The organism is Micromonospora sp. WMMA1923, assembly GCF_049179195.1.
Lineage (GTDB): Bacteria > Actinomycetota > Actinomycetes > Mycobacteriales > Micromonosporaceae > Micromonospora > Micromonospora yangpuensis.
In genome coordinates, this window is record NZ_JBMHLZ010000001.1 from 4,375,238 (window position 1) to 4,400,056 (window position 24,819).

38 protein-coding genes are annotated in these 24,819 nt (G+C 71.5%); 19 read left to right on the forward strand and 19 right to left on the reverse strand.

Features of this window, described 5'->3' with window-relative positions:
• The first annotated feature begins 153 nt into the window (after positions 1 to 153).
• The 9 genes from ACN28G_RS19695 to ACN28G_RS19735 all read left to right on the forward strand — a co-directional run bounded on the left by ACN28G_RS19695 (position 154) and on the right by ACN28G_RS19735 (position 5,680).
• Entirely contained in the window at positions 154 to 615 is a 462-nt protein-coding gene (locus ACN28G_RS19695; protein ID WP_421480058.1) for a hypothetical protein, read from the forward strand.
• A complete protein-coding gene (locus tag ACN28G_RS19700) occupies positions 612 to 2,231 on the forward strand; it encodes a hypothetical protein (RefSeq protein WP_421480059.1) in 1,620 nt (539 codons plus the stop codon). The genes ACN28G_RS19695 and ACN28G_RS19700 overlap by 4 nt, the downstream gene beginning before the upstream one ends.
• Positions 2,228 to 2,653 carry a hypothetical protein gene (locus ACN28G_RS19705; protein ID WP_421480060.1) on the forward strand — a complete coding sequence of 142 codons (426 nt, stop codon included), beginning with the start codon at positions 2,228 to 2,230 and terminating at the stop codon, positions 2,651 to 2,653. The genes ACN28G_RS19700 and ACN28G_RS19705 overlap by 4 nt, the downstream gene beginning before the upstream one ends.
• Positions 2,650 to 3,291, forward strand: a complete 642-nt coding sequence (locus tag ACN28G_RS19710) for a hypothetical protein (RefSeq protein ID WP_421480061.1) — start codon at positions 2,650 to 2,652, stop codon at positions 3,289 to 3,291. The genes ACN28G_RS19705 and ACN28G_RS19710 overlap by 4 nt, the downstream gene beginning before the upstream one ends.
• A complete protein-coding gene (locus ACN28G_RS19715) occupies positions 3,288 to 3,935 on the forward strand; it encodes an HK97 family phage prohead protease (RefSeq protein ID WP_421480062.1) in 648 nt (215 codons plus the stop codon). Before ACN28G_RS19710 ends, ACN28G_RS19715 begins: the two co-directional genes overlap by 4 nt.
• Positions 3,936 to 3,967: 32 nt before the next feature.
• Positions 3,968 to 4,408 carry a hypothetical protein gene (locus ACN28G_RS19720; protein ID WP_421480063.1) on the forward strand — a complete coding sequence of 147 codons (441 nt, stop codon included), beginning with the start codon at positions 3,968 to 3,970 and terminating at the stop codon, positions 4,406 to 4,408.
• A gap of 405 nt (positions 4,409 to 4,813) precedes the next feature.
• Entirely contained in the window at positions 4,814 to 5,218 is a 405-nt protein-coding gene (locus ACN28G_RS19725; protein WP_421480064.1) for a hypothetical protein, read from the forward strand.
• Positions 5,205 to 5,456: a hypothetical protein gene (locus ACN28G_RS19730; protein ID WP_421480065.1), complete on the forward strand. Its 252-nt coding sequence runs from the start codon at positions 5,205 to 5,207 to the stop codon at positions 5,454 to 5,456. Before ACN28G_RS19725 ends, ACN28G_RS19730 begins: the two co-directional genes overlap by 14 nt.
• The gene (locus ACN28G_RS19735; protein ID WP_421480066.1) at positions 5,453 to 5,680 is read left to right on the forward strand and encodes a hypothetical protein; all 228 of its coding nucleotides are present in this window, start codon (positions 5,453 to 5,455) and stop codon (positions 5,678 to 5,680) included. The genes ACN28G_RS19730 and ACN28G_RS19735 overlap by 4 nt, the downstream gene beginning before the upstream one ends.
• A gap of 66 nt (positions 5,681 to 5,746) precedes the next feature.
• Here the strand turns inward: ACN28G_RS19735 and ACN28G_RS19740 are convergent, their stop codons facing one another.
• The 17 genes from ACN28G_RS19740 to ACN28G_RS19820 form a co-directional block, all read right to left on the reverse strand.
• Complete coding sequence (locus ACN28G_RS19740; protein WP_421480067.1) at positions 5,747 to 6,073, reverse strand: hypothetical protein; 327 nt, start codon at positions 6,071 to 6,073, stop codon at positions 5,747 to 5,749.
• A gap of 263 nt (positions 6,074 to 6,336) precedes the next feature.
• Positions 6,337 to 6,576: a hypothetical protein gene (locus tag ACN28G_RS19745; protein ID WP_421480068.1), complete on the reverse strand. Its 240-nt coding sequence runs from the start codon at positions 6,574 to 6,576 to the stop codon at positions 6,337 to 6,339.
• A gap of 144 nt (positions 6,577 to 6,720) precedes the next feature.
• Positions 6,721 to 8,745 carry an FtsK/SpoIIIE domain-containing protein gene (locus ACN28G_RS19750; protein WP_421480069.1) on the reverse strand — a complete coding sequence of 675 codons (2,025 nt, stop codon included), beginning with the start codon at positions 8,743 to 8,745 and terminating at the stop codon, positions 6,721 to 6,723.
• 69 nt (positions 8,746 to 8,814) lie between these two features.
• Positions 8,815 to 8,961, reverse strand: coding sequence for a hypothetical protein (locus ACN28G_RS19755; RefSeq protein WP_421480070.1), 147 nt, complete (start codon positions 8,959 to 8,961; stop codon positions 8,815 to 8,817).
• The gene (locus ACN28G_RS19760; protein WP_421480071.1) at positions 8,958 to 9,125 is read right to left on the reverse strand and encodes a hypothetical protein; all 168 of its coding nucleotides are present in this window, start codon (positions 9,123 to 9,125) and stop codon (positions 8,958 to 8,960) included. Before ACN28G_RS19760 ends, ACN28G_RS19755 begins: the two co-directional genes overlap by 4 nt.
• A gap of 41 nt (positions 9,126 to 9,166) precedes the next feature.
• Entirely contained in the window at positions 9,167 to 9,388 is a 222-nt protein-coding gene (locus ACN28G_RS19765) for a hypothetical protein (RefSeq protein ID WP_421480072.1), read from the reverse strand.
• A gap of 91 nt (positions 9,389 to 9,479) precedes the next feature.
• Positions 9,480 to 9,656: a hypothetical protein gene (locus ACN28G_RS19770; RefSeq protein WP_421480073.1), complete on the reverse strand. Its 177-nt coding sequence runs from the start codon at positions 9,654 to 9,656 to the stop codon at positions 9,480 to 9,482.
• Between the two features lie 11 nt (positions 9,657 to 9,667).
• Entirely contained in the window at positions 9,668 to 9,814 is a 147-nt protein-coding gene (locus ACN28G_RS19775; RefSeq protein ID WP_421480074.1) for a hypothetical protein, read from the reverse strand.
• Positions 9,814 to 10,005, reverse strand: a complete 192-nt coding sequence (locus ACN28G_RS19780) for a hypothetical protein (protein WP_421480075.1) — start codon at positions 10,003 to 10,005, stop codon at positions 9,814 to 9,816. The genes ACN28G_RS19775 and ACN28G_RS19780 overlap by 1 nt, the downstream gene beginning before the upstream one ends.
• An 86-nt stretch (positions 10,006 to 10,091) precedes the next feature.
• Positions 10,092 to 10,805, reverse strand: a complete 714-nt coding sequence (locus ACN28G_RS19785; protein ID WP_421480076.1) for a hypothetical protein — start codon at positions 10,803 to 10,805, stop codon at positions 10,092 to 10,094.
• Positions 10,802 to 10,984: a hypothetical protein gene (locus tag ACN28G_RS19790; protein ID WP_421480077.1), complete on the reverse strand. Its 183-nt coding sequence runs from the start codon at positions 10,982 to 10,984 to the stop codon at positions 10,802 to 10,804. Before ACN28G_RS19790 ends, ACN28G_RS19785 begins: the two co-directional genes overlap by 4 nt.
• On the reverse strand, positions 10,981 to 11,946 hold the full coding sequence (locus ACN28G_RS19795) for a hypothetical protein (RefSeq protein WP_421480078.1): 966 nt from the start codon (positions 11,944 to 11,946) through the stop codon (positions 10,981 to 10,983). The genes ACN28G_RS19790 and ACN28G_RS19795 overlap by 4 nt, the downstream gene beginning before the upstream one ends.
• Entirely contained in the window at positions 11,943 to 12,200 is a 258-nt protein-coding gene (locus tag ACN28G_RS19800; RefSeq protein WP_421480079.1) for a hypothetical protein, read from the reverse strand. Before ACN28G_RS19800 ends, ACN28G_RS19795 begins: the two co-directional genes overlap by 4 nt.
• On the reverse strand, positions 12,197 to 12,538 hold the full coding sequence (locus ACN28G_RS19805) for a hypothetical protein (protein ID WP_421480080.1): 342 nt from the start codon (positions 12,536 to 12,538) through the stop codon (positions 12,197 to 12,199). Before ACN28G_RS19805 ends, ACN28G_RS19800 begins: the two co-directional genes overlap by 4 nt.
• Positions 12,535 to 12,696, reverse strand: a complete 162-nt coding sequence (locus ACN28G_RS19810) for a hypothetical protein (protein ID WP_421480081.1) — start codon at positions 12,694 to 12,696, stop codon at positions 12,535 to 12,537. The genes ACN28G_RS19805 and ACN28G_RS19810 overlap by 4 nt, the downstream gene beginning before the upstream one ends.
• A gap of 117 nt (positions 12,697 to 12,813) precedes the next feature.
• Positions 12,814 to 13,161 (reverse strand): hypothetical protein, encoded by a 348-nt coding sequence (locus tag ACN28G_RS19815; RefSeq protein ID WP_421480082.1) that lies wholly within the window; start codon positions 13,159 to 13,161, stop codon positions 12,814 to 12,816.
• The gene (locus tag ACN28G_RS19820; protein WP_421480083.1) at positions 13,158 to 13,736 is read right to left on the reverse strand and encodes a DUF6907 domain-containing protein; all 579 of its coding nucleotides are present in this window, start codon (positions 13,734 to 13,736) and stop codon (positions 13,158 to 13,160) included. The genes ACN28G_RS19815 and ACN28G_RS19820 overlap by 4 nt, the downstream gene beginning before the upstream one ends.
• A 314-nt stretch (positions 13,737 to 14,050) precedes the next feature.
• Between ACN28G_RS19820 and ACN28G_RS19825 the strand changes: the two genes are divergently transcribed.
• A complete protein-coding gene (locus ACN28G_RS19825) occupies positions 14,051 to 15,550 on the forward strand; it encodes a tyrosine-type recombinase/integrase (protein WP_421480084.1) in 1,500 nt (499 codons plus the stop codon).
• 19 nt (positions 15,551 to 15,569) lie between these two features.
• On the opposite strand, the gene ACN28G_RS19830 is transcribed toward ACN28G_RS19825, so the two are convergent.
• Positions 15,570 to 16,367, reverse strand: coding sequence for a hypothetical protein (locus ACN28G_RS19830; RefSeq protein ID WP_421480085.1), 798 nt, complete (start codon positions 16,365 to 16,367; stop codon positions 15,570 to 15,572).
• A 202-nt stretch (positions 16,368 to 16,569) separates the two neighbouring features.
• Here ACN28G_RS19830 and ACN28G_RS19835 point away from each other — a divergent pair, with 202 nt between their 5' ends.
• On the forward strand, positions 16,570 to 17,604 hold the full coding sequence (locus tag ACN28G_RS19835; protein WP_421480944.1) for an NAD-dependent epimerase/dehydratase family protein: 1,035 nt from the start codon (positions 16,570 to 16,572) through the stop codon (positions 17,602 to 17,604).
• On the opposite strand, the gene ACN28G_RS19840 is transcribed toward ACN28G_RS19835, so the two are convergent.
• Positions 17,584 to 18,861: a hypothetical protein gene (locus tag ACN28G_RS19840; protein WP_228986606.1), complete on the reverse strand. Its 1,278-nt coding sequence runs from the start codon at positions 18,859 to 18,861 to the stop codon at positions 17,584 to 17,586. The genes ACN28G_RS19835 and ACN28G_RS19840 overlap by 21 nt on opposite strands.
• 136 nt (positions 18,862 to 18,997) lie before the next feature.
• Between ACN28G_RS19840 and ACN28G_RS19845 the strand changes: the two genes are divergently transcribed.
• The 8 genes from ACN28G_RS19845 (at position 18,998) to ACN28G_RS19880 (ending at position 24,800) form a co-directional block, all read left to right on the forward strand.
• Positions 18,998 to 19,243 carry a helix-turn-helix domain-containing protein gene (locus tag ACN28G_RS19845; RefSeq protein ID WP_228986607.1) on the forward strand — a complete coding sequence of 82 codons (246 nt, stop codon included), beginning with the start codon at positions 18,998 to 19,000 and terminating at the stop codon, positions 19,241 to 19,243.
• A gap of 363 nt (positions 19,244 to 19,606) precedes the next feature.
• On the forward strand, positions 19,607 to 19,858 hold the full coding sequence (locus ACN28G_RS19850) for a DUF6284 family protein (protein WP_421480086.1): 252 nt from the start codon (positions 19,607 to 19,609) through the stop codon (positions 19,856 to 19,858).
• 228 nt (positions 19,859 to 20,086) lie between these two features.
• Positions 20,087 to 20,395 (forward strand): hypothetical protein, encoded by a 309-nt coding sequence (locus tag ACN28G_RS19855; RefSeq protein WP_421480945.1) that lies wholly within the window; start codon positions 20,087 to 20,089, stop codon positions 20,393 to 20,395.
• A 160-nt stretch (positions 20,396 to 20,555) separates the two neighbouring features.
• A complete protein-coding gene (locus tag ACN28G_RS19860; RefSeq protein WP_421480087.1) occupies positions 20,556 to 21,401 on the forward strand; it encodes an ABC transporter permease in 846 nt (281 codons plus the stop codon).
• Positions 21,402 to 21,488: 87 nt separating this feature from the next.
• A complete protein-coding gene (locus tag ACN28G_RS19865) occupies positions 21,489 to 21,953 on the forward strand; it encodes a Pycsar system effector family protein (RefSeq protein ID WP_421480088.1) in 465 nt (154 codons plus the stop codon).
• Between the two features lie 145 nt (positions 21,954 to 22,098).
• A complete protein-coding gene (locus ACN28G_RS19870; RefSeq protein ID WP_077938634.1) occupies positions 22,099 to 22,485 on the forward strand; it encodes a hypothetical protein in 387 nt (128 codons plus the stop codon).
• The gene (locus ACN28G_RS19875; protein ID WP_421480089.1) at positions 22,482 to 24,428 is read left to right on the forward strand and encodes a conjugal transfer protein TraB; all 1,947 of its coding nucleotides are present in this window, start codon (positions 22,482 to 22,484) and stop codon (positions 24,426 to 24,428) included. Before ACN28G_RS19870 ends, ACN28G_RS19875 begins: the two co-directional genes overlap by 4 nt.
• Positions 24,429 to 24,560: 132 nt before the next feature.
• Entirely contained in the window at positions 24,561 to 24,800 is a 240-nt protein-coding gene (locus ACN28G_RS19880; RefSeq protein WP_178066179.1) for a hypothetical protein, read from the forward strand.
• Positions 24,801 to 24,819: the final 19 nt, after the last annotated feature.

A 24,819-nucleotide genomic window follows, 5' to 3' on the forward strand; every position in this document is an offset into this window, starting at 1 on the left:
GAGGGCTGGCCGGCGGGGCGGCTGGGTCCGCGTCGACCAGGACGAGCAGGGTACGCACGCAGCGCGTACCCCCGCCCCGCGGAGGGCGGCTGCATGACCCAGACGCGACGAACCCCCGGCGCTGGGCAGGCTCCCGGGGGCTCATCAGAGGTCATGTCGGCGACCACCGCCAGCGTAACGGCCGACGTCGCCACGCCGCGACCTATCGCCGGATGGTGCCCGCCCGGCGGATGCGCAGCCCGCCGCGCGGCCGACCTCCAGGACGCCGCCGCCCTCGCCTTCGAGCTGGGCCGCGCGCACGAGCGTGCCGAGCTGGCCGCCCTGGAACTCACCACCTGGCGCTCCCGCGCCCGGCTCACCCACGAACAGAAGGTCGCCGAGCGGATCGCCAGCCTGCCCGGCACGCGACCCGCGCCGCCGCTGCGCTTCGACGACCCCGACTGGCCGGCCGTCGCGGTCCCCGGCGGCGGCGGGCTGCGCCTCGGCCACGCCCAGGTCGTCGACGCCCGCCCCGACTACCTCCAGCACATCGGCGAGCCGCACCCGTGCGGCTGCGTACGGCGGCTCGGCGGCGGACACCGCACGCCCGACAGCCCGATCGGGGAACCAGCATGACCAACCCGTTCCCGCCGGGCACGCCCGAACACGAGGCATACGCCCGGCAGACCGGCGTGGACGCCGCACACGCGGTGTTCCGCCGGTGGCTCGGCGCCGAGTACGACATCGGCTCGCTCGACGCCGTGCTCTCCGTCGCGGCCACCGAACGACTCGGCGGCGACCCTCCGTGGCTGCTCGTCATCTCCGGATCGGGGAACGCGAAGACCGAGACGGTCGGTTCTCTGGCTGGCATCGGGGCGCACATCACCAGCACCATCACCAGCGAAGGCGCGCTGCTCTCCGCGACGCCGAAGCAGGACAAGGAGAAGGGAGCGACCGGCGGCCTGCTGCGGAAGATCGGCCCGTCCGGGGTCCTCGTCGTCAAGGACTTCACGTCCATCCTGTCGATGAACCGCGACATGCGCGCGTCCGTGCTCGCTGCCCTGCGTGAGGTGTACGACGGTCGGTGGGAGCGCAACGTGGGCACCGGCGGCGGGCGGACCCTCACCTGGGAAGGCCGCATCGTGCTGGTCGGCGCGGTAACCACCGCCTACGACGCCGCTCACTCCGTCATCTCGGCGATGGGCGACCGGTTCGCCCTCGTCCGGGTCGATTCCAGTACCGGGCGGCTCGCCGCCGGGCGTCAGGCGCTCAGCAACGTGAACCACGAGACGGAGATGCGCGCCGAGCTGGCCGCGGCGGTCCGAGAGCTGATCGACGGCATGGAGCCCGTCCGGGCGCATCTCATCGACGCCGACATGGACGTACTGCTGGCGGTGGCCGACCTGGTGACGTTCGCCCGGACGGCGGTCGAGCGCGACTATCAGGGCAACGTCATCGACGCGCACGCGCCGGAGATGCCGACGCGGTTCGCGAAGATGCTCGGCCAGATCGTGCGCGGCGGCCTGGCGGTGGGCATGCCCCGGGACAGGGCGTTGTCGACGGCGGTGCGGGTGGCGGGCGACTCCATGCCCCCGCTGCGGCTGGCGATCCTCGCCGACCTGCTCGACAACCCCGGGTCAACCACGACTGACGTGCGCAAGCGGCTCCAGAAGCCGCACAACACCGTTGACCGGGAGCTCCAGGCGCTGCACCTGCTCGGCCTGCTCGTGCAAGAGCAGCAGGACAAGCGGCCCGGGTGGCTCTACCGGCTTTCCGACGAAGTTGATCAGCAGGCGCTCAAGACCCTCGTTTCCAGAAATGTCAGTACCAGTGATTCTGGGATTAAGGAAGAGAGGTCCCCGACGCTTCTGGTTACTGACAAATCTGGAAACGGCCCGGCCGTCCCGGCGCAGCGCACCCCACCCACCACCGCTGAGCCCTTGACCGCCGCCCCGGCTCAGCCGGTGGGCGTCCGCTTCGCCACGGAGGGGGACACCCCCGGCGACCTGCCCGAACGTGCGCCCGACGAACCGGTGGCAAGGGTGGCAAGGCAGATTCCGGTGAACGCAGACTCCTATACGCGCGAGGGGTTCCAGGATTCAGCCTTGCCACCCTTGCCAGATCGACCGGCACCGATGCCCGGCGGGGCGGCCGACCCCTCCCTGTGGCCTGACGAAGCCCCGCCCTGCCCCGACTGCGGATGGCCGATCGACACCACCGCCCACTACCAGAACTGCGAGGCACCCCGATGATCCCCGCACCGCGAGGGCTCGCCGCCCGGTACAAGAACGCCAACTCGACCCACCACACCTACCTGCCGCTCGTCGCGTTCGACGACGAAGGCCGTCCCCTGGTCGTCAGCGAGAAGACCGGCGAACTCGTGCGCGCCGACAGGTATCGCAACTTCGACGGCGTCGAGCCTCACCCGCACGCCGACCTTGTCGCCATCGTGCCGGCCGACGGGTGGCGGGTGGCGTGGAAGACCGCCAGCGGCGGCGAGTGGTCGCAGCCGCTGGTGGGCTGGGGGCTCAAGGCCGACGGCACGGTCGTGCCCCTCGACTGCGACCCGGCCGGCTACGTCGACGACTTCGGCGACAGCGCCACGCACACGTACCGGATCTACCACCCCGACGCCGACCCGACGCCCGACGCCGACGCGGAGGCACCCCGATGACGCCCGCCCTGGCCCTGGAACAGGTCATGCTGCACCCCGACTACCACCAGCTCGTCGAACACCTGCGCGCCCACGCCCCCGCCGGGCTCGTCGACCAGGCCGACGCCGCCGCCGACGACGCCCTACAACTCATGGCCGCCGCCGCCCGGCACGCCGGCGCCGACCACATCCGGGCCGCCGCGCCCGCCGACATACCCGACTGGGTGCGCCTGCCCCTGCTCGACACCGTCACCGCGTGGGCCGCCGGCCAGGCCGCCACCTGCCGACACCAACCCACCCCCGGACGGCCGCAACCCGTGCTTGCTGCCGCGTGGCGGCCCCGACTCGTCGTCTGCGCCGCCTGCACGCACCTCACCGCGCTCGCACCCGGCAGCGACCCCGACCGCACCTGCGACCGGTGCGGACGGATCTGCGCCGGGGTGGAGCACGGCGACGGCATCCACCCCGGCATCGTGCAACTCGGCCCGCTGGTCTACCAGTACGGCACGTGCGGCGACTGCCAGCCCCACCCCGGCCCGCCCAGCGCCACGCACACGCCCGAACAGCAACACCCCGGGGGTACGGGCAGGGGCCGCCCCCGAGGTGGCAGAGGACGCGGCAGAGGACGTGGCACCCGCCAAGGAAGGAAGAACCGATGATCCGCACGATCAGCCGGCCCCTCGACGACATCCGGATCCGGCGCAGCAGCACCGGCCGCGACGTCGAGGCATACGCCGCGGTGTTCGACACGCCCGCCGAGGTCCACGACCGGCACGGCCACTACATCGAGACGATCCACCGCACCGCCTTCGACGGGGCGCTCGCCGCAGGCGTCACACCCGCCGTCTACTACCACCACGGCATGACCATGCACGGCACCCCCGCCCGCCGGGCGACCCCCATCGGCGAACCGCTGCTGGTCAAAGCCGACCGGCGGGGCCTGCTCACCGTCACCCGATACCACCACGGCGACCTCGCCGACGCCGTCCTGGAAGCCATCCGCAACGGCGACATCCGCAGCTACAGCTTCCGCGGCCACATCCACCTGCGCGTGCCCGGCCGGATCACCCCCGCCGGCCCCGGCGAACCCCTGCCGAAGGTCACCCTCTACCGGCTCGGCCTCACCGAGTACGGGCCCACCCCCCGCCCGCTGTACGCCGACGCCCGGATCACCGCGATCCGGGCCGCCCGCAGCCCCGCACAGTGGCACGCCGACATCCGCAACGCCGACCAGAACCACCGCCGGCAGCTGAAGCTTCGCGCCGCCGCGGCGACCCTGGCACCCATCGGCGGCGCCGCATGAACCTGACAGCCCTGCTCCGGAGGAAACCAACCATGCCCAGCAACACCGACGCCGCCGACGCCTACACCGCCGCCCTGGCCGACGCCGACACCCGGCAGGCCCAACGCAAAGCCGACGCCACCCGCCGCCGCGACCGGGCCATCACCAACGCCCACCGCGCCATCGACCGGGCCAACGCCGACCACGACCAGGCCCACACCGACGCCGACACCGACGCCGACAAGGCCCGCGCCGCAGCCCTCGCCGCCTTCGACAAGGCACTCCAGACGGCCGCCGACGCACCGCCGCAGGCGCACCTGACCGCGCGGCCCGGCGTGGTGGAACTGAGAACCGACCAGGCAGGCCCGGTGCTCGCGACGATGGAAACCTACGGGGATCAGCACCTTGTGCGAACCCCCGCCGGATCAACCTGGGTGGGGGACTTCGCATCCGCCCGGGCCCTGCTGTGGGAAGCGGCAAGGCGCACCCGATGAGCCGCGAACACGGCCCGCCCGGCATGGACCACCACCGCCAGGCCGTCAACCTCACCACCGCCGTCGCGCTCGTCGCCGCGTTCCTCGACAACGACCCCGACGGCGCGCTCGCCATCATCCGCACCACCGACCGAGACGAGCTGTGCCTAGGCCTGGCCGACCTCGCCGTGCAGCTCGGCCGCAACGCTACGGCAACGACACGCGACTGCTCGCCGCACTGCGCGACGCACTCGCCATCAACGTCACGGCAGGCCAGGCCGACTGGCCAGGGGACCAGGGGGGCCGGTCGGCGACGGGCTGAGGGGTCACCTGACCGCGCTCCTTCCGTCAGGTTCCCTCTCCCCCCGGGCACCCCCGTACCGGGGTCGTAACGCGCGTGACGGGAAGCGGAAGGGGAAGCGTGCGGTGGATCGGTTTGTGCGGGGTGCGCTGGTGGATGGGGTGTCGGCGCACCTGCTGGATCGGCTGTTGGCGGATGCGCGCAACGTGCGCCTGTTGGCGGGGTTGCCGTCGTGGATGGCGGTGGAGTTCGCGCCGGTGCGGGAGGCGATCGGGCGGGCGGCGGCGGAGTATCTGGCGCGGGCGGTTGCCGTCGCCGGTAGTGCGGAAACGGTAGAGCCGGTGGGGGTGGCAGCGTCGTCCCCGGATGATCTGTTGACCTGCGCGCAGGCGGCGGTGCTGCTCGGTGTGTCGGAGCGTCGGGTGCGGCAGTTGGCGGCGCGGGGGTTGGGCAGTAAGCACGCGGGCCGGTGGTGGCTGTCTGGTCCGTTGGTGGAGACGTTGAGGGAGGAACGCCGTGGTTGTGGCTGAGTCGCCGGATGCGTGGTGGGCGGTGGGGTTGCCGGCGGGTGTGCGGCCGGGCATGCAGCCGTCGCGGTCGGGGGAGCCGGAGCGGGAGCCGTCGACGGAGCAGGAGCGGGAGGCGGCGTATACCGACTTCAAGCTGATGCGGGCGGAGTTGTCGTTGCCGGCGAGGCCGAAGGTGCGGCAGGAGATGTCGGCGGAGCAGCGTCGGGCGTATCTGCGTCGGATCGGGGTGCTCCGGTGAGCCGGGGTCTGGCGGTGGTGGCGGCGCGGTCGCCCAGGCCGTCGACGAGGTGGACGGAGTCGCGGGCGGCGGATGGCCGGCGGGTGCGGCACCGGTTCACGGCGGCGGCGGTGGCGCAGGCTGACCAGGTGCGGGCGGCGGGCCGGACCCCGGTGCCGAAGTCGTGGGAGGGCCACTATCCGGACGGTGGGCCGGCGGAGATCACGGTGACGGCGGTCCGCTGATGGCCGGCAACATGCGCGACATCCTGATCAACCTGCTCGGTCGGGAGGCGGTCACCGTGCTGCCGTTCAGTGCAGCAGCCGGGGGCGGCAGCCCCGCTGGGGGTCGGGGCTGAGGTGGCGGCGCTCTTCGGCCACGACGTCCAGGCGGGGGGTGCGGTCCGGCGGCAGTTCGTCGCGGTCGGCGACGACGACGACCTGGACGGTCCCGTCCATGACCATCTGGACGACCTCGGGCCAGCGGCCCCCGCCGAGGTCGTCGACGACGACGGCGGTGAGGGTGAGGCCCCGGCGGTTGCAGTAGTCGGCGCAGCGGTCGGTGTAGCGGCGCAGGTTGGGGGCGGTGACGTAGATGGCGGCGGTGGTGAGGCGGCGGTGGCTCCCCGTGTTGTCCATGGGGGAGTGTGGCCCGTGGCCTGGGCGGATGGGCAATGCCTGGCACGCTCAGCGTTCACGATTCGCACGGCACGTGAACAGTTGTTCATGTGCATGTAACTTTGCGGTCGTGGAAGTTCCACAGCCAGCCCACAGCCGCAGGGCTGATCGGATGTCATGCACGCTGCCCGAACAGCCCATGACCGCCGGGCGGGGCTGACCGGGCCCAGATACGCGACCGCCCCCCGACCAGCGTGGTCGGGGGGCGGTGCTGCGTCCGGGGATCAGGTGGCGTCGCGGTGGATCCGGCGCGCCCGATTCCACGCTCGGCGGCCGAGGCGTAGTCGCTTCCCGGTGGCCTTGCACCACCAGCACGGGCGCGACAGCGCCGGGTTGCGCTTGCTGCGGTGGTGGGCCTTCCCGTCGCACAGCCAGCAGTCGCGGAACGGCCTCACGACGCACGAGCCGCCGTAGCCGACCAGGCCGGCCAGCAGGAATCCGGCCGCGATCAGTGTGACCCTCACAGGGTGCCTCCCAGGGCGGTTTTCGGGGCCTGCGGCGGGGTGCCGCGACCACGCGACCAACAGGTGTTTGTGCAGGTAGATGCCGGTCGCGTGGCTGGTCGCGGAACCGCGACCAGGGTCCGTGCCGCGACCGGCCAACGCGACCTACTCGGCTTCGATTTCGCGGCGCTGCTGGGCGGCGTCGAGGGCGCTACGGCGGGCGCCCTTGATGTTCTTCCGGCCGACCTTCACGTCCTGCGAGTCGACGCCGTAGCGGGCCAGGGACTCCCGCACCATGTCGGCGGTGATCCCCGCGTACATCTCCGGCCACCGCTCGGCGAGCCGGTCGGCGAGCACCGCCCACGGCACGCCGGCCTCCCCCGGGTGGAGCACCGCGCGCGCGTCGGCGAGCATGTCGCGGGCCTGGACCCGCTCCACGCCCTCGCCGACGACAGCCTGGCCGCGCAGCTGGGCGGCGCGGCGCACGATCGCGGCGGTGACCTCCGGGCGGGGGAAGAACGAACGGGCGGAACCCGGCTTGTCCACGCCCACCATCACGCCCCACCCGGCGTCCACGCCTGGCCGGTAGACGGTGCCGGTGAAGCCCCGCTTGTACGCGCCGGTGCCCAGGATCATGTCATTCTCGACCTGACCGAGGACCGACAGGCACCACCTGGTGGTGATGCAGCGGGTGATGTTCGGAGGCAGGCTGTCCTTGTCGGGGATCTGCGTGGCCAGGCAGAAGATGATGCCCAGCGCCCGACCCCGCTTGATGGCCCGCTCGCACGCCGCCGCGGCCTCCGGCTCGGCGGCGAACAGCTCATGCACCTCGTCGAGCAGGATGAACACCGGGTGCAGCCCCGACCCGGGCTTCGCCGCCAGTTCCGGGGTGACCTTGCCGTGCGGCGCGTCGCCGCGCTTCTTCGCCTCGAGGATCCGCTTGCCGCGGCGCTCGCACTCGGCCAGCGCCCACGCGATGATGCTGCTGCCCGTCTCGAACGCTTCGTCGTCGACGCCGACCACGTAGGTGGAGCACAGCGACGCCACGTCGAGGAAGTCCCCGACGCCCTTGAACTCGGCCACCTTCAGCTCGACCGTCGGGTCGAGCATGGCGATGGTCAGCAGCGTGCGGGCGGCGTAGCTCTTGCCGGAGCCGGGCTGCCCGCCGATGAGGAAGTTCCTCTCGAACAGCACGGTGGAGATTGGCCGCTGCCGGGCATCGGTGGCGAACGCATTGGGCTCGAAGATGCTGGTCCGGGCGGCCGGGTCGGCGAGGGACCAACGCGGCTGGCCCATCTTCGACGAGGGTTGGTAGCCGACCCACAGGTCGACCTGCCCGGGGTGGTCGGGGCCAACCTCGGGCCACACCTGGTCAACAGGCAGCCTCAGGGACGCGGCAAGGCCGTCGCGCTTCTCCAGCAGCTTGGTGGCGACGATGGCGCCGGGCAGGTCGAAGCGGGCCAGCCAGCCGGGGCCGTCGCGGTGGATGCCGGGCGGTGGGAACCGGAGCTGTCCGGGCTCCTTGACGCCGATGCCGAGGTCGACGACGGCGCGGCGCACCTGCTCGGCGGTGAGCTTGGTGAACTTCGGCCGGGTGCTGGTGCGGTCGAGGATGGGCTTGTCCGCCGGCCGTCCGTAGCGGGCGGACACGATGACCAGTCCGACGACGGCCGCCCACCAGCCGGCCGGCGGCACGCCGACGAGGACCTCGGCCCCGACGGGCAGGGCGACGGTGGCGGCGGACCCAGAGCCGACGATCCACCAGCGGGCGGCCGACTCCCTTGACCTGGTCCGGTTCAGCGACTGCCACGTCTCCGGGTCGTTACGGTTCGCGGCCTGCTGCCGCAGGTGATAGTTCTCCCGGCCGCCGACGGCCCACCACACGACGCCCTGGCCGGCTCGGTACGCGCCCCGGGGGGCGTAGATGGCGGTCTTGGCGAGGTACTTCGGGCTGCGGGTCAGGTGGTAGAGGGCGGTGTGTCCGCCGTACGCGGCGACCCATCGGAGCAGGGCGGCGCGGGCGTCGGCGGAGCGGAGGGCTGCCGGGACGATGGGGCGGCGGGCCTCGGTGTGGGCGACGACGTCGGCGAAGGTGGCTGGCCGGTCTGGAGGGTCGACCGGCCCGCCGACCTGGTCGGCTTCGATGACGTGCCGCTCCTCGTCGAACTCGTCGAACGGGATCGCGGTCATGGTGCTCCTCGCTGGTCTGGTGCTAGTCGTGGGTGGGGCCCGGCCGGTGTGGCCGGGCCCCGGGGTGGGTCAGTCCTGCTTGGCGATGCGGTCCAGCTCGCCGGCCAACTGCGGCAGGCCGGCGTCGCGGATTTCCTGCCGGATCTGCTGGTGGCGCTGCGGGTCGCCCTTTGCGGCGATCAGCTCCCGCTCCAGGCGGCGGATGTCGGCGCTCACTTCTGGCCGCGCTTGATGGCGCGCTCGGTGGCCCGGTCGAGGGCGTCGAAGATGCCCTTGTTCTCGTCGGTCGGGTTACCGTTCTGGTCCACCGGGCCGGTGTAGCCGGAGTCCCGCACGGCCTTGAGCCGCCGGTACGCGGGGTCGTCGTCGAAGATGCCCATATTGATCTCGGTCCTCTCGTTGCTGGTTGCTGGTCGGTGGGTCAGTAGCCGTGTCGCTTGAGGGCCTCGTACGCGGCGGCCTGGTCGGCGGGACGGGCCGCCCGGAACGCCCGCTCGAACTTCGTCTTCGCGGCGGTGAACTCGGGGCTGTCGATGTCGCGGTCGGCGGCGTCGGTCTCGGCCATGCCGAGCTTGAGCAGGTTCCGTACCGCATCCCGGTTGACCGGGGCGGGCGTCGGCTTCTTGCTGCTGAACAGGCCCATCGGATGCTCGCTCTCGTCGTGGCGGCCAGTGGTCTGGCTGCCTCCGCGTGCCGCCGGGGTGATGGGCCCGGCGGCCACAGGGGCGGTCAGGTCAGCGGCGGGTGCTGACGGGGTGATCGGGGCAGCCCACCTTCTGGCCGGCGGTGGTCCACCCGGCCTGGTCGAGCTGCCGGGCAGCACGGGCACGGCTGCGGCTGCCGCGCGCGCCGTCGTCCTGGGCGCACCGGTCACAGGAGTCGCAGTGGCCGTGCACGGGGCGAAGGTCCATCAGGTCAGCCCTCAGAACTTGTCGGTGGCTCGGCAGCAGGAGCAGGTCTTGCCGCCGTTGATCGGCCGGCACTTGCAGCCGCAGGACAGGCAGCCGCCGAGGTGGTTGCAGCCGCAGCAGCCCCGGGCCACGGTCGGGGAGATCACCACGGGGGCCATCAGCGGGCACCGCCCTTGCGCAGCTGCTGAGTCATCAGGCCGTACCGGATTCGCTCGTCCTCGTCGAGGATCGTGATGGTCCGGCCCTTCGCCCGTTCCTCCCGGAGCTGCTTGTCGAAGTGCTTCGGGTCGACCTTCACCTCTCGGGCCTCGCCGGTCTTCGGGTCACTGCTGAACAGGTACTTCTTCACGCGATCTCCTTCGGGTGAGGGCTACCAGGGGGTCTGGCGGCCTCCGCGCGGGCATCCGGTGATGGGTGGATGCCCCACGGGGGCGGTCAGGCCCGGGCCCGGGCGAGCAGGCCGGCGTGGCTAATGCGGTCGGCGGCGTAGAGGTCGGCCAGGTGGGCAAGCAGGTCGGCGTTGGCCTGCCGGTGCGGGTACAGCCGTTCGGTGACCGGCAGCAGGTACCGGTGGCCGTCGAACAGGCCGACCTGGAAGGCCAGGAACCGGAGGGTGACCTCGCGGTCGGGGGTGGTGGACCCGGCGAGGTGCTGCTGCTCCTGGTCGAGCAGCAGCGCGCGGTGCACGCCGTCGCGGGAGCCGAGGGAGGACAGGTCGGCGTCGGCGAGGATGGCCTGCGGCAGGTCGGCCGGGTCGGCGGCCTGCACGAGCCGGCACCCGCAGACGCCGGTGACCTGGGTCGCGGCGATCATCCGGCGCACGAGCGCGATCTGCGTCGGGTCCATGCCGGCGCGGCGCATCTGCTGCTCGGCATGGTCGGCGCTGCGGGCTTCGTGGCCGTGGCCCTGGTGGGCGTCGTGCACCCAGCCCGCGTACCCGGCCAGGGGCACCAGGCCCGCCGGCACCTGCCCGGCGTCATGCAGCTCGGCGGCGATGGCGCTCGCCGCGCGGGCGACATCGCGGCCGTGGGTGTGGTTGTGGTAGCTGTAGCCGCGCACCGGGTGGGTGCAGGTGCCGTACTGGTCGAGCAGCCAGGTGCCGGCGTCGGCGATGAGGCCGGGCAGAGCGGCGAAGTCGGTGGTGGTCATCGCTGCCACCAGGGCAGTACGGTCCGGGCGGTCTGCTCGGCGTCGTCCAGGCGGCGCTGGGCGTCCGCGAGCGCGACCGGGTCGGCGTCGAGGCGGCTGCTGATGCGCTCCAGGTCCCGCCCCGCCCCGGTCAGCTCCCGGGCGGCCTGGCGGCGGGCGTCGGCGGTCGGCTTCTTCACGGCCGGCCCCCCGTCCGCAGCGCCCGCTCGTGGCGGTACAGCTGGTCGACCAGCGCGGTCGACGCCCGCCACCGGCGCTCGGTCAGCGCCTCACGCAGTCGCCGCCGGAACTCCCGCAGGCTCGGCGGGTCCTCGTCGACCTCGGCGGCGGCGTACACCTCGGCGGCCAGCAACTGCAGCGCCTTGTCGTCGGGCGTGCCGTAGTCGTCACCCGACCGTGCCGTACCCGTGCCGTCAGGCGTGCCACCAGCGGCGATGGCCGGGACGGTCAGCGTGTCGAGCAGCCCCCGAATGTCGTCGTCGGAGATCAGCCCGAACGACGGCAGCTCCCCGGCCGGCACGGTGTCGGCGCGCTCGGCGGCACGGTCCATCAGCGCCGCCTCGTAGGCCCGGCGGGCGGTGTCGACCTCGGCGTGCGCCCTGACGCGGGAGCGGTACTCCCGGGCCGTGTGCTCCGCGCCGACCGCCTCGCTCAGGGCCTTCACCTCGTCCACGGCGCGCGCCACCGCCACGGCGTCGCGGCCCCGCGAACGCACCAAGTCGACCTTCCGCTGCGCGTCGGCGGTGATCCGCACGGCAGCCGTCGACATCGCCATCTGCAAGGTCAGCTTCCCGAGCACGGGGATGATCGCGCCGATGACGGCGATGGGGATCGTGGTCGCGAGCAGGCCGTGGACGAGCACGGCGGCGACGGACACGGCCAGCAGCACCCAGCCGAGGACGGTGGGGGTGCGGGACGCGGACGCGGACCGGCGGTGCGCCCGCTCGTGCAGCATCGCCGACACCCACACCAGGTCGAATAGGGCCCCGGCGCTGTACGCGACCCACGAGGGGGCCTGGGTGTCGAGCAGGCCGCCGACGGCCACGAGGGTCCAGGCGACGGCGAGGGCGATCAGGGCGGCCGGAAGGCCCCACAGGATGCCGTTCTGGATGGTGTTGGCGCTGGTGGCACGGGTGGTCATCGGGTCAGCTCCTTCGCGCGGATCGGGGCGGCCGGGAGCTGGGTTGGGGCGGGCGTCGGCTCGGCGTGGCCGACGCGGTGCACGCGGATGCCGTACGCGGCGCGGATCTCCGCCGACCGGCGGGCGCGCAGCTCGGCCAGGTAGGCGCGGGCGGCCTCCGGGTCGCCGTGGCGGTGCACGAGGATGACGGCCAGGGCGACCGGGACACCGATGGCGGCGGGCCCGCCGATCAGGATCAGCAGCAGCGGGTTCACCGGGCCACCGCCTCGGCCGGCGCGGGCACCGTCACGTACGTCCGCACCGCGACCGCACGGCCCGTCAGCGGGTACCGGTCGGCCCTCGCCCCGTACGGCTGGAACCAGCGGCCCTGCCCCGGGATCGGCCCGTGGTCGGGCATCGTCGGGGCGGGCAGGCCCAGGCACGCCGCCCACCGGTCGGCGGCGTCCCGGGCGTCGTCGCCGAGGTGCACGGTCAGGTCACCGCGGTTGCAGTCGGCGTCGCCGATCTCGATGCGCTGCGGCACGGGCAGCCCGCCGTCGATGCCGTCGGCGACCAGGTCGAACGCCAGGCGGCGCGGGTCGGGAGTGTTCATCGGGTCATCTCCAGGGAGGTCGAGACGCACATGCCGCCCGCACCGATCTGGTCGGGCGAGCAGGGCTGCGTCGTGTGGTTGTGGTGGAACGCCAGGCCCGCGAGCACGGCGCAGACGCCGACGACGCGGTAGACCAAGCGGTTGATGCGGGCAGCCATGACGGCTCTCCTCACGCGAGGGGTGGACATCGGGGGAAGCGGGAGGGGAAGCCCGGCAGGGCCGGGCTGGCCCGGGCAACCACTGCTGTTACGGACGTGGTTGCCCGGCACCAGGGGTCAGCAGCGGCCGTTGGCCCTCGACCAGCGCGGTTTCGGCGCTGCCGGCATGCCGCCGCGCACCAGGCGGGGCCGCTCCGGCTCGCCGACGGGCCGGGAGACGGGAGCGGCGATCAGCGTCGACGACGCCACCAGCACCCCCGGCAGATCCGCGACGCTGGCCGTCACGATCAGGTCCACGGTCCCGTCGGCCACCATCCGGTGCGCGTCGCGGAAGTCCTCCGGCCGCACCAACGCCACCAGCTCGGCACCCGTACGGGCGATCCAGTCCAGCACCCGGGCCTGCCCCCGCTGGTCGGACGTCTCGGTCAGCAGCAGCACCCGCGTGCGGGCCAGGGCGGCGGTCACCGGGACGCCCGCACGATCGCCGCGGCCTGGAGCATCGCCGCGGCGATGGCCTCCGTCTCGTCGGCGTTGTACGAGTCCCGACAGTCGACGATCATCACCTCGGCGGGGGTGCGCTCCCCCGTCTCCAGGTTGTCGCAGGCCACGATGTCCACCCGGGCGACCCTCTCGCCGTGGCGCTCGACGGTGGTGATGGTGCGCAGGTGCTGCCGCAGGTCGGTGATGCTCTCGCTGTACAGCTCGGCGTCGTCGGCGTGGTCGGTGGTGCACCACGGCGGGCAGCCGGCCCGCAGCGCGTCGGCCAGCCGAGACACACCGGCCTGGTCGCGGGCCGCGACGTCGACGACCAGGGCCACGTCGGCGGCGGCCGTGCGGGACTGGGCGGCGTACGCGCTGTTGAGCGGGAACCCGTCGACGGCCGGGCCGGCGGTGACCGCCCGGTGCAGACCGTCGGCGTAGCCCCCGGCGTACCGGTCGTCAACGGCCGGGCGGGGCCGGGGAATCGCGGCCAGGTCGACGGTGTCCTGCTGGCTGATGCGGTCGGTGGAGCGGACGGGGCGGGATGCGATGATTCCCACGGGTCGCCTCCTGGGGCGATCAAGGGCCCGGGTAACAGGAGCGCCAACTCCTGCCGGGCCCGCCTACGTTCGGTGGCCGTTTCCGGCCGTTGCAGATCCTGTTGCAGTACGCCCTAGTCCTAGACCGTCTAGGACCGTTCGCGTATGCCCTCTGACCTGCCGTTCTGTACGTAGGTGGATCGCGGTAGACACCCGCCTAGAAGACTTCTAATCCCAAGGCCGCAGGTTCGAATCCTGCCGGGCGCACAGCACTTTCTCTCAGCCGATCGAGCCGCGTGGGGCTATCCGTGGTGCGAGCGAGCTAGGTTTGCCGCGTGGCGAGTTCGAACGGACGCACGAAGCGGCAGCGCGGCGAGGTCGAGACCCTGCCCAGTGGGTCACTCCGCGTGAAGGTCTACGCGGGGGTAGACCCGATCAGCGGCAAGCGGCACTACTTGACCGAGGTCATCCCCGCCGGCCGCACCGCCGCCAAGGAAGCGGAGAAGGCACGCACCCGGTTGCTGGCCCAGGTCGACGAGCGGCGCAACCCGCGCACTCGCGCAACGCTCGACCAGCTCCTAGACCGATGGCTTGAGGTGGCCGACATCGAGGCCACCACCCGCATGGGGTACGAGAACAAGCTGAACAAGCACGTACGGCCGACGCTCGGCAAGCTGCCGGTCGGTCGGCTTGACGCCGAGACGTTGGAGTCGTTCTACGCGAGTCTGCGCCGCTGCCGGGACTGGTGCGGTGGCAAAGCGTTCGTGACGCACCGGGTGAAGGGCGAGCACACCTGCACCGCGAGATGCCGCCCGCACGTCTGCAAGCCGCTCAGCCCATCGTCCGTACGACAGATCCACTGGATCCTGAGCGGTGCGCTGAGTCGCGCGGTGCGGTGGCGCTGGATCGCGGTCAACCCCGCCGCACAGGCTGAACCACCTGCCCCGCCGCACCCCGACCCGCAGCCGCCGAACCCGACCGACGCCGCCCGCATCATCACCGAGTCGTGGCGCGACCCGGACTGGGGCGCGCTGGTCTGGCTCGCCATGACCACCGGTGCCCGACGGGGCGAGTTGGCCGCGCTGCGCTGGCATCACCTCGACCTGGCCGCCGGCGTGCTGACCCTTCGGCGCAGCGCCTACCTCGACGCCGACGGCGCGCTACAGGAGAAGGACACCAAGACCCACCAGCAACGACGGGTCGCCCTCGACCCCGAGACGGTCGCCGTGCTCACCGAGCTGCACGCGCGGTACGTCGACCGCCTGGCGCAGCTCGACGCGACGCCCGACCCGGCCGACTACGTCTTCTCCCCCGAGCCGGACAACAGTCGCGGCTACCGCCCCGACACCATCACCCAGCGATACGGCCGGCTCGCCAAGCGGCTCGGCATCGACAGCCACATTCACGCACTGCGGCACTACTCCGCCACCGAGCTGATCAATTCAGGTGTGGACGTGCGGACCGTCGCCGGCCGGCTCGGTCACGGCGGCGGTGGAACCACCACGCTCAGGGTCTACGCCGCGTGGCTGTCGGAGTCCGACCAGCGTGCCGCCGGGACGCTCGCCGCCCGGATGCCGACCCGCCCGACGTCGACCACTCCGCCGAACAGCCCGTACCGGGTGATTGCCGAGGAACTTCGCGAGCAGATCCGCACCGGAAGTCTCAAGCCAGGCGAACCGCTTCCTACGGTCACCGAGTTGGCTGCGGCACATGGGGCCTCAGTCGGTACCGCTCACCGCGCAGTGGCTCTCCTGGCAGCAGACGGCCTGGTCAACGTCTCCCGAGGTAGACGGGCAACCGTCCTGGGGCATAGGCCACCACAGGTTCTTACATAGCGAGTGGGTGAATGGCCGTTCACGGAATGGGCGACTTTCCTCGCATCCTACGGTAAAGACGATACCCACGGGCACGGAGAGACACCTTAGGCTCCGGAGATGGTTCGATCCCCATCTTGCGCGCGTTGGCCGCCCAGATAGCGCGCTGGGCCGAAGGCTCAACTCCGTTCTCGGGATCGTTGTGCACAGCTTCCACGGGCTCAGCCAGGTGCCGTCGCCACCATCGACCGCTGGCATCACGAAAAATCAAGGTAGTTCCGAGACCAGGCTGCCCTGGATGGTCAACGTTAGGCCATACGAAGTCCACGACTGCCTCGCTTTCCGGGCCAACGGCATCAACCATCACGGCGAAGTCACCGTAGGTTTTCTTCCGACCAGTGTTCACGACCCGAACCTTGGCCGGGCCAATAAGTTCCTTGCTACCGTTGTGAATAGCGGCGGTCAGCTGAATTACCGGCGCGAGCGCGATATGGCGAGCCTTATCCTCCGGCGAGGAGGGCGGTACGATGGCCGCGCAGCGGGCATCCGTCCAACCAATTCTCGCGCCATCAGGAAGCATCTCAAACTGGGTGCCAGGATCATGGAATTTGAGGCTAATTAGCTTGGAGTAAACGAGCCGCGCCTGCCCTTCGCGGCGCTCCTTGACGCTACGTGCGTAGGAGATGGCGGCGATTAGGAAAGCTAGCGATGTCCCTGCCGCTGCCAGCCAATCAGGCCATGAGCCCGGAGTGATTTGTCCGATGAAACCCGGCGATTTGTTGACCATGTCAACGAGCCCGGTGATCGAAGGCTCCGGAATCGGGCTGGCCGGCAGCACAGGGGAGACCTCGGCCGACGTGAGGGAAGGCGACACCACGACTGTGGGTGCTGGGGTCGGTACTGAAGCAAACAACACGCCGGACAGTATGGTCTTCCTCATCAAGCCCTGCTATCTCCAAGGTGGACGGGTGCGGCAACGAACCTCGGGCCAACTTGCGTCCCTTCGCCAACCGCTGCCCTGGCTCGGCCATGATGGGCCCATGCGCTTGCTGGTGCTCGGCGGAACCTGGTTCGTTGGCCGCGCGGTTGTCACGGCTGCCCTCGACGCAGGGTGGGACGTGACCACGTTCAACCGGGGCACCTCCGGGCCGGACGTCGATGGCGTGCGCGCGGTCCGGGGCGATCGGACGCAGCCGGCCAACGTCGACGTCCTAGCCGCCGCCGGCCCCTGGGATGCGGTAGTGGACACCTCCGGCTACGTACCCAGGAACACCCTCGATGTGGCTCGCGCGCTGGATCCCGTCGCCGGCCGGTACGTCTTCATGTCGACGGTGAGCGTCTACCGGGATTGGCCGGTGAAGCCGCTCAGCGAGGAATCCGAGGTGTTGTACTGCCCACCGGATGCCGGGCCGGACTACGGCACCGACACGGAGGACGGGCCGACGCAGTACGGCTACCAGAAGTCGGGGTGCGAGGCTGCCGCACTGGCCGCGTTCGGCCCGGATCGGACAACGGTCCTACGGCCCGGTGTGGTGCTTGGTCCGCGCGAGTACGTCGGCCGGCTGCCCTGGTGGCTGCGCCGGGTCGCTGCCGGCGGGACGGTTCTCGCGCCGGGCTCGCCGGATCGGTCGATCCAGCCCGTCGACGTCCGCGACCTGGCCGCGTTCGCCTTGCGTACCGCCGCCGAGGGCATCTCCGGCGCGTTCAACGTCTGCGCCCCCGTCGGCGGGGCCACGTTCGGGGAGCTGCTCGCGGCGTGCGCCGACGCGACCAGCGCCGCACCGCGGTTCGAGTGGGTGCCAGATGACGTGCTTCTCGACCAGGGCGTGCGGCAGTGGTCCGAGCTGCCGCTCTGGCGCACCTTCGAGGGTGTTTGGCGAGTTGACCCGTCCCACGCGCACCGAGCCGGCCTGCTCTGCCGGCCGCTGGCCGAAACCGTCGCCGACACCTGGCGGTGGCTGGTCGAGACCGAGGAGGTGAGCGCCCACGACCGGGCCACCGAAATCGGGCTCAGCCGTGACAAGGAAGCGCGGGTGCTCGCCGCGTGGCGAGCGTCAGGAGAGCGGACGGGCTGACGTCTCTGCGAGCCAGACGGAGATTCGTTCGGCGAGTTGCTGCGCTTCCGAGTCCTCGCGCCACGCGGGCGTGGTCAGTAGCCGACCGACCTTCTCCAGCCGCCCGGTCAGCGACACGTTTCGCTTCTGCGCCGGTAGATCGAGAACGCCTTGCAACGCTTCGGCCGCGCCGTCTCGGTCGCGCATGTGCAGGTGTGCAGCGGCAACGTCGATCTGCGTCCCATTGATCTGGGAGTACGGCCGGCGGGACAGCGGCAGAGCTTGATAGACCTGCAACGCCTCACGGGCGTACTTCGCCGCCTGCTCGCCGTTGCGCAGATCCAGCCAGGCCGCCGCCGCGCACGCCGCCGCTCTGGCTTCCCCGAATGCGAACTCACCGCCGACCGACCGGCTGAGATCATCGGGACGGGAAGCCGCCATATCCCGATCGCGCCGAGCCGCTTCCAACACCTCGGCGACCGATTCCGCATCGGCCAGCAGGGCGTGAGAGCGGGAAGCGATGTACCGGAGCCGGAGTCTCGGCTCACCCTCGGGAGCCGCACGCATCGCGCGGGCAAAGTAGGTCAGCGCGGCATCGGGTTCGTTGCGCCAGTTCGCCAACGTCATCTGCAGGCCGTACGTCCACGCCTTCAGCGAAGCGTGCCCGGCAAGGTCTGCGTACTGGGTGGAAGCCCGCGCGAGCGCCGCTGAGTCGTTCCAGTGCCCGAGGTCGAACGCGGTGGACGCCATGAGCGCCGTCCCTTGGCCGACGATGACGTACAGGTCAGCGAGGTCGCCCGGCCTGCGGGTGCGCTCAGCCAGCTTCCTGGCCTCATCCCGCAAACGACGGGCGCTGGTGAACGTGTCGAACGCGGCCATCCCACCGGCACGCGCCAGCAGCGCCATTTCCTCCTGTAGCGACTCGATCGATTCGGCTCCGACCGGGCCACTGGTCAACAAGGGATCATTGGCAACAGAATTCGCGGCGTCACTCACAACGTCGAGAACGACGTTTCCCGTGCGAGGAATTCCGGATTGCTTGAGCGAATCAGCAACCATACGGAAGAAGCGATCCCGCACCGCGTCGGACACTCGGTCCAGCGCCGCAGTAAGGATCTCCTGGTTTGAGTTTCCGGGCACGGTGTCCGGCCGGCTATGCCAGTAGGCGACGGTTCTGACCGCTATACCAAGCCACGTCGCAAAGCTCTCGTTCGTCATGCCCGATGCCGACTGGAGAAGACAAGCCAGAGCGCCGGTCCACCGCTCGATCCTCGTCATTGCCGTCTCCCGTGGCTGAGGGTTGCACTGCCTTGCCGTGCTTTGCATTCGACTTGCGTCGCCGAAGCGCCTTCCATCGATTTCACTGGTTCCAGACGGCAAGAGCAAGCCCCACCCGATGGTTCAGGAGATCAGGTTGAGCACCGTACGCACGATCACCCATCACCCGCGCCCCCGCTTCCACTCCGTGTCGGAGGTCGCCACCATCCTCGGCATGTCGGAGGTGACGCTATACCGAGCGATCCACGCTGGGCAGTTCCCGGCCATCAAGGTCCGTGGCCGACTGGTCATCCCCGCTCGGGTCCTCGACGACATGGAGGAATCCGCGCTTGCCACCGGCCTGGTCGACGCCGAGGACTACACGCGACGGAAGGCCAGCTGACCGCTCGCCATCACCGAGCCGCACGCTTGGGGCCGGGAGGCGCGGCCGGTACGTCGTTCTGCCGCGCGAGCTTCCGGATGTACGCACCGCTGAAGGGCGACAGCTTCTCTACCTCGGTTGGCCCGACGCCCTGGCGGAGCGCGGCAACGACGGCCGCGACCACCGCCTCACGTGCCGCATCATGCGCCGCTTCGGTAGCCCGATAGCGCTCCGTAGCTGCTGAAAGTTCGCCGCGAGGGTCAGTCACCCGAACAACGTTACCGCTACCCACTTGCGCAACCTCGCCGCGTATCGCTACCTTGTTGCGCAACAGAGAATCGCATCTCTGAATCGAACCCCTTCTAGATCGAAAGGACAGCCGACGTGGCTGAGCCGCAGAGACACCCCGAAGAGTTCCGGGAGCCGAGCGCCACCGACCTCGCCGCGATCGAGCAGGAGATGCCGTTGATCGAGGCAGAGGTGATGTTGCTCGACGCTCAGATCACGCTCCTATTCAGCGACGCCGTACCGAGCGAGATGGACTGGCAGCGGTTGCGCCGCGCACAGCGCCGGGTGCTCCGCGAGGCACGGGCCCTGCTCGCTGTACGCGGTGCCCCGGTTCGGCGAGTCGCGTGATGACCGTCGTCCCTCGGCTGCCGCGTCACCTGCTGGCCTGCACCGAGCCGGCCTGCTTCCCCCAGTCGATCGAAGGTGCCCCGTGAACTGGCTGTTTCTGCTGCTGATCCTGCTCGGCGGCCCTGCCGTGATGCTCGCCCCGTTCGCTATCGGGCACGCGCTGAACCTGCCGACCCCGAGGATGAAGGAGACCCGGCGATGACCGACCGCAAGAGCCACCGCGCGGTGATGGCCGAGCTGCTGTTGCTCGCCGCCCCGACCGGCATCCGTGTCCACAGCGACGGCAGTTCCATGGCGATCACGTTCGGGTCGGTCACGGAGTTGCGTGCCTGGCTCGACGCCGCCGGCCTGAACGCCCCAAACCTGCTGATCAGCGAGCGTGAGCGCGTCAACAACGACGGTCGCCCGGTCCGGTCCCTGAACGCCTACCCGACGTGGCACGGCTGGGAGATCTACGCCGACGCCACCGACTACCTCGACGCGTCACCGCTGGACACGGCCACCGCCGACGCGCTCGCCGCCGTGGCGGTGGGCTGATGCCCCCCGAGTGCTGCATCTGCGACCCGGTGGCCTGCGCCGCTGACGACACCGGCGAGTACTGCGCCGAGCAGTCCTGCGGATCGTGCCTGCACGGCTGTCCCGCCCCGGACGGCCAGTGCTGCACCGCCCCCACCACTACCAGAAAGGACGGCACCCGATGACCGCCCCCACGATCAACGGCACCCGCTACCCGCAACCCGTCGACGAACTGCTTCCGGCCGCCCGGAAGCTCGCTCACGAGCTGGACGCGCTGCCGTCGCGCAACCGGCTGATGAAGCGGTTCCGGATCGGGTCGGAGAAGGCCAACGACCTGCTTGCCCGGTTGCGGGAGGAGCGCGCCCGGCAGGACCGGTCGGACTCGTTGCACGCCGCGATGCTGCTGCGTGGCAGCCTCGCCGACCGGCCGGTGCTGGTCCCGGTCGACCCCACCCCGGACACCACCACCGCCGACACGGACCCGGACACGCCCGACCAGCCCACGCCGGACCCGACCCCCGCCCCGCCGCCGATGGACCTCACGCCGGCCGAGCAGGTCAGCACGGTCGAAAGCCCGGGTACCAAGATTCGGCCCGCACGGTCGCGGCGGGCGGTGGTGTGGCCCGTGATCCTGCTCGCCCTGCCCGCGTTCGTCGCCATCTGGGGCGGCTGGGTCGGCCTCGGCAAGCTCACCGGGTTCGGGAAGGTCAACCTGCTGCCCGGCATCGGGTCCGGGTGGGTCATCGACACCGCCATCACCCTCCCCATCGGCGTCGAGACCTACGGCGCGTTCGCCCTCTACGTCTGGCTCTCCGGCCGCGTACCCGCACGAGCGGCCCGGTTCGCCAAGTGGTCCGCCCTCGGCTCCCTCGCCATCGGCGCACTCGGCCAGGTCGCCTACCACCTGCTCATCGCCGCCGGGGTCACCTCGGCCCCATGGTGGATCACCACCCTCGTCGCCTGCCTACCCGTCGCCGTGCTCGGCATGGGCGCCGCCCTCGCCCACCTGATGCACGCCGACGACTAGCTCTGCCCGGCGGCACGGCCCCTGGGCCTAGGAAACCTGTGCCGTGCCGCCGGCCCTCACTCCTCCTGATGGAAGGCGAGACCTCTGATGGTGCCAGACACCAGCTTCCTGACCACCGAACTGGCCACCGTGCGCGCCGAGCTGGTGCGCGTGGACGCGAAAGCCTCGACGCTGCTCACGCTCGCCGGCACCGCCCTCACCGTCGGCCTGGCCGTGTTGGCCCGCGCCGACCTGCCCACCCCCGCCCTGGCCACCGGCGCGGTGACGGTCGCGGTGATCGGTGTCGCGGTCGCCCTGCTGGCGTGCGCGGTGCGTCCATCGCTCGGCGGCGGGCACGGCCTGGTCCGCTACGCCGTCAGCGCCCCGGGTGACCTGATGACCGACGCCGCGTTGCCGCCGCTGAGCATGGCGTCGCTGCGGGCGCACGAGCTGGTGTGGCTGTCGCGCACGACGGTGGCGAAGTACCGCCGCGTCCGTACCGCCGTCGACCTGCTCCTGTGCGGCCTGGCCGGCACTGCGGTCACCGCCGCTCTCGTCCTGCTGCTCGGCTGACCGGTCACCCGGCCGTGCCCACCCGCACCGAAGGGTTCGGGTGGGTGCGGGGGCCGACCGGCCCCATCCCACCTGTTTGCGCCGGGCGCGGCGCACGCCTGAGAAACGTTCCGCGCCCGGCCCTCCACGAAGGAGAACCATCAGCATGGCAGGCACCCACGATCAGCGTGGCATCTTCACCGGCGCCGACGCCCTCACCGACAACGTCGCCCTGTCCCAGTGGTTCAACGACACCCGCCGGGTCCTGCACGCCGCCGCCCTGGAGCTGGGCGTGACCGCCTCCGAGCTGGACGCCCGGCTTCGGGCCGTCTCCGGCGGAGTGGTCATCGGTGGACTCACCGGCCGGGCGCGCGCCCGCCAGGTCGCCAAGCCCATCACCCACGCCTCCGACGCCCTGGTCGTCGCGTCGCAGTACATCGTGACTGCGTCGACCCGCTTCGAGGCCGTCTACCTGCCCGAGCTGGAGGCCGTCGGCCACCGGCCCCGCAAGTCCGACTTCCGCTTCACCAACGGCGGCGGGGGTGGCCGATGAAGCGGCCCCGCCCGTCCCGGATGCCCCGCAACGGCGGCCTGTCCCCGATGACCTACAACGTCGATCTGCGCTCGGCGCTCCTGCCCTACCTGGCCTGCCCCACCGGCTGCCTGCTCGCCTGGCCGGCCGCCGCCGCGTCGCACCACTGGTGGGGAAGCAACCCGTGGGCCGCCGCCGGCATCACCGCCGCCGGCGGCGGACTCACCGCGCTGACCTGGGCCACCGGCCGCGCCCGAGGCGTCATCCGGCAGCGGGTGGCGACCCTGCTCACCGCGTCCGGGTCGGCGTGGGCCCTCGGCGCGACCATCGGCGCACCCTGGGAACGGCCGTGGCTGGACGTGTGGGCCGGCGGCACCGTCGCCGCCTCGGTCGCAGTCGCCGTGATGCGGCTGATGGCCAAGGCCAACCCCGACGAACAACCCGCCCGCACCACCGGCGGCGGGCTCGCCGACGCGGTCGCCGCGCTACGCGACGCCCGCATCGGTCGACCGAAGATCGACGGGGCGAAGGTCAAAGCGTCGATCACGATGCCGCACGGCGACACCCTCTCCGACGTCGAGGGCTCCCGCGAGTCCATCGCCTCTGCCCTCGACGTCGCCCCGACCGCCGTCCGCGTGCACCGCGACCCCGACAGCGTCCGTACCGGCCGCATCGAAGTCGTGCCCGTCGACCAACTCCGCGACACGATCCCGTGGGCCGGCCCGTCCGCCCCCGGCCGCTCCGTCGGGGACGCGCCGCTTCGCTTCGGCATCGCCGAGGACGGCGAGCAGGTCGGGTTGTGGCTCACCGGTCGGCCCGGCGTCCGCCCCGCCACCCACGTCCGGGCGACCGGCATGACCGGTTCGGGCAAGACCGAATGGGCCCTGGTGGTCATGACCGACTACCTGACCCGCACCGACGGCGCGCTCATCGTGGTCGACACCGTCAAGCGAGACCAGACCGTCAAGCCGGTCAAGGGCGGGTTGACGCTGCTGGTCACCGAAGACGACCACGCGGAAGCGTTCTTCGACGTCCTCGCCGAGCAGGTCATCCCCGCCCGCACTGAGGCATTGGGCCGGGAGGACCTGACCGAGTGGATGCCGGGATGCTCGCTGTCGCACCTGACGGTGTGGGTGGAGGAGTCGGCCGCGTGGTCCGGTCACCCAGCCCTCGTGCAGGTGGCCGAACGGGCACGGTCGGCCGGCATCTCCCTCGTGTTGTCCCAGCAGCGCTGGACCCACGACCGGGCCCCGACGTCGCTCCGCAGCCAGTTCGCTACGAACGTGTGCTTCGGCATCGACAGCCGCGACGACCCGTCGTTGGCGCTCTCCGGCGAAACCGTCGACGCCGGAGCATCCCCCGAGTCGTGGGGCAGCAGCAAACCCGGCTACCTCTACATCGAGTCGCCCGGCATCCCCACCGGCCGGTGGCCGATCCCCTGCCGCTCGGAACTCGCCCAGCGCGCCGACCTGGCCGCCGCAGTCACCGGCTGGACCGCCGTCCGCCGTCCGCTCGACCCGGTCACCGCGCGTGCTCTCGCGCCTGTCATGCCCACCGACACCGTCAAGCCGTCACCCGGCCCCCAACCGGCCGCCGACGACGATGAGGACCAGGAGGTGCCCGCCATGGCCGCCCGCCCCGGCGTCAACCCCAACGACCCGCCCGACGACGTCGACCCCTCACAGGAACTCGACACCACCCCCACGCCGCGCCGGTTCTCCCTCGCTCTGCCCCAGCAGTCCAGCCCCGAGCATGCCCGCGCGATCCTGCGCGAGCACATCACCGCCCTCGCCGCCCAGGGACACACCGAGGTGCGACCGGCCGACCTGGGTGACGTGCTCGCCGCGACCGGCTACACGGCCAAGTGGCTGTCCAAGGCCCTCGCCGAACTCACCGCCGGTAACCAACCGCTGCTGATGGCCATCAACCGCAACGGCCGGTACCGCGTCCTGCGCACCGCCTGACGCAGCCCTGTCGGGGCCGTGGAATCCACGTGGAATCCACACCGATTCCACGGCCCCCACCTAGACAAACCCGCCGTGGAATCCACGTGGAATCCACGGCCGGCCGACCACGCCCACAACCAGGGAGCAGCCATGAACCCGGCCGCCGTAGCGCTCGCCGCCCTCGCCCTCGGCACCATCCTCGGCATCACTCTCGGTATCCCCCTCGGCCGCCGCGTCGAACGCATCGCGTGGCACGCCGACGCCGCCCTCACCCGCGCCCGCGTCACCGGCTGGCTCATCCGCGACCTCACCGCCGCCGCCCTCACCGCCGCCGCCGTCATCACGGTCGCCGGCTTCGTGATCTGGGCGCTGCTCACCCACCGCCGCTGACCCCGCCCGCACCCACCGA

Excerpts from the sequence above, each read along its gene's own strand:
- ACN28G_RS19695 (WP_421480058.1), top strand. The coding sequence starts at position 154 with ATGTCGGCGACCACCGCCAGCGTAACGGCCGACGTCGCCACGCCGCGA.
- ACN28G_RS19700 (WP_421480059.1), top strand. The coding sequence starts at position 612 with ATGACCAACCCGTTCCCGCCGGGCACGCCCGAACACGAGGCATACGCC.
- ACN28G_RS19705 (WP_421480060.1), top strand. The coding sequence starts at position 2,228 with ATGATCCCCGCACCGCGAGGGCTCGCCGCCCGGTACAAGAACGCCAAC.
- ACN28G_RS19710 (WP_421480061.1), top strand. The coding sequence starts at position 2,650 with ATGACGCCCGCCCTGGCCCTGGAACAGGTCATGCTGCACCCCGACTAC.
- ACN28G_RS19715 (WP_421480062.1), top strand. The coding sequence starts at position 3,288 with ATGATCCGCACGATCAGCCGGCCCCTCGACGACATCCGGATCCGGCGC.
- ACN28G_RS19720 (WP_421480063.1), top strand. The coding sequence starts at position 3,968 with ATGCCCAGCAACACCGACGCCGCCGACGCCTACACCGCCGCCCTGGCC.
- ACN28G_RS19740 (WP_421480067.1), bottom strand. The coding sequence starts at position 6,073 with ATGGACAACACGGGGAGCCACCGCCGCCTCACCACCGCCGCCATCTAC.
- ACN28G_RS19750 (WP_421480069.1), bottom strand. The coding sequence starts at position 8,745 with ATGACCGCGATCCCGTTCGACGAGTTCGACGAGGAGCGGCACGTCATC.
- ACN28G_RS19760 (WP_421480071.1), bottom strand. The coding sequence starts at position 9,125 with ATGGGCATCTTCGACGACGACCCCGCGTACCGGCGGCTCAAGGCCGTG.
- ACN28G_RS19765 (WP_421480072.1), bottom strand. The coding sequence starts at position 9,388 with ATGGGCCTGTTCAGCAGCAAGAAGCCGACGCCCGCCCCGGTCAACCGG.
- ACN28G_RS19770 (WP_421480073.1), bottom strand. The coding sequence starts at position 9,656 with ATGGACCTTCGCCCCGTGCACGGCCACTGCGACTCCTGTGACCGGTGC.
- ACN28G_RS19775 (WP_421480074.1), bottom strand. The coding sequence starts at position 9,814 with ATGGCCCCCGTGGTGATCTCCCCGACCGTGGCCCGGGGCTGCTGCGGC.
- ACN28G_RS19785 (WP_421480076.1), bottom strand. The coding sequence starts at position 10,805 with ATGACCACCACCGACTTCGCCGCTCTGCCCGGCCTCATCGCCGACGCC.
- ACN28G_RS19795 (WP_421480078.1), bottom strand. The coding sequence starts at position 11,946 with ATGACCACCCGTGCCACCAGCGCCAACACCATCCAGAACGGCATCCTG.
- ACN28G_RS19805 (WP_421480080.1), bottom strand. The coding sequence starts at position 12,538 with ATGAACACTCCCGACCCGCGCCGCCTGGCGTTCGACCTGGTCGCCGAC.
- ACN28G_RS19810 (WP_421480081.1), bottom strand. The coding sequence starts at position 12,696 with ATGGCTGCCCGCATCAACCGCTTGGTCTACCGCGTCGTCGGCGTCTGC.
- ACN28G_RS19835 (WP_421480944.1), top strand. The coding sequence starts at position 16,570 with ATGCGCTTGCTGGTGCTCGGCGGAACCTGGTTCGTTGGCCGCGCGGTT.
- ACN28G_RS19840 (WP_228986606.1), bottom strand. The coding sequence starts at position 18,861 with ATGACGAGGATCGAGCGGTGGACCGGCGCTCTGGCTTGTCTTCTCCAG.
- ACN28G_RS19855 (WP_421480945.1), top strand. The coding sequence starts at position 20,087 with ATGGCCGAGCTGCTGTTGCTCGCCGCCCCGACCGGCATCCGTGTCCAC.
- ACN28G_RS19860 (WP_421480087.1), top strand. The coding sequence starts at position 20,556 with ATGACCGCCCCCACGATCAACGGCACCCGCTACCCGCAACCCGTCGAC.
- ACN28G_RS19865 (WP_421480088.1), top strand. The coding sequence starts at position 21,489 with ATGGTGCCAGACACCAGCTTCCTGACCACCGAACTGGCCACCGTGCGC.
- ACN28G_RS19870 (WP_077938634.1), top strand. The coding sequence starts at position 22,099 with ATGGCAGGCACCCACGATCAGCGTGGCATCTTCACCGGCGCCGACGCC.
- ACN28G_RS19875 (WP_421480089.1), top strand. The coding sequence starts at position 22,482 with ATGAAGCGGCCCCGCCCGTCCCGGATGCCCCGCAACGGCGGCCTGTCC.
- ACN28G_RS19880 (WP_178066179.1), top strand. The coding sequence starts at position 24,561 with ATGAACCCGGCCGCCGTAGCGCTCGCCGCCCTCGCCCTCGGCACCATC.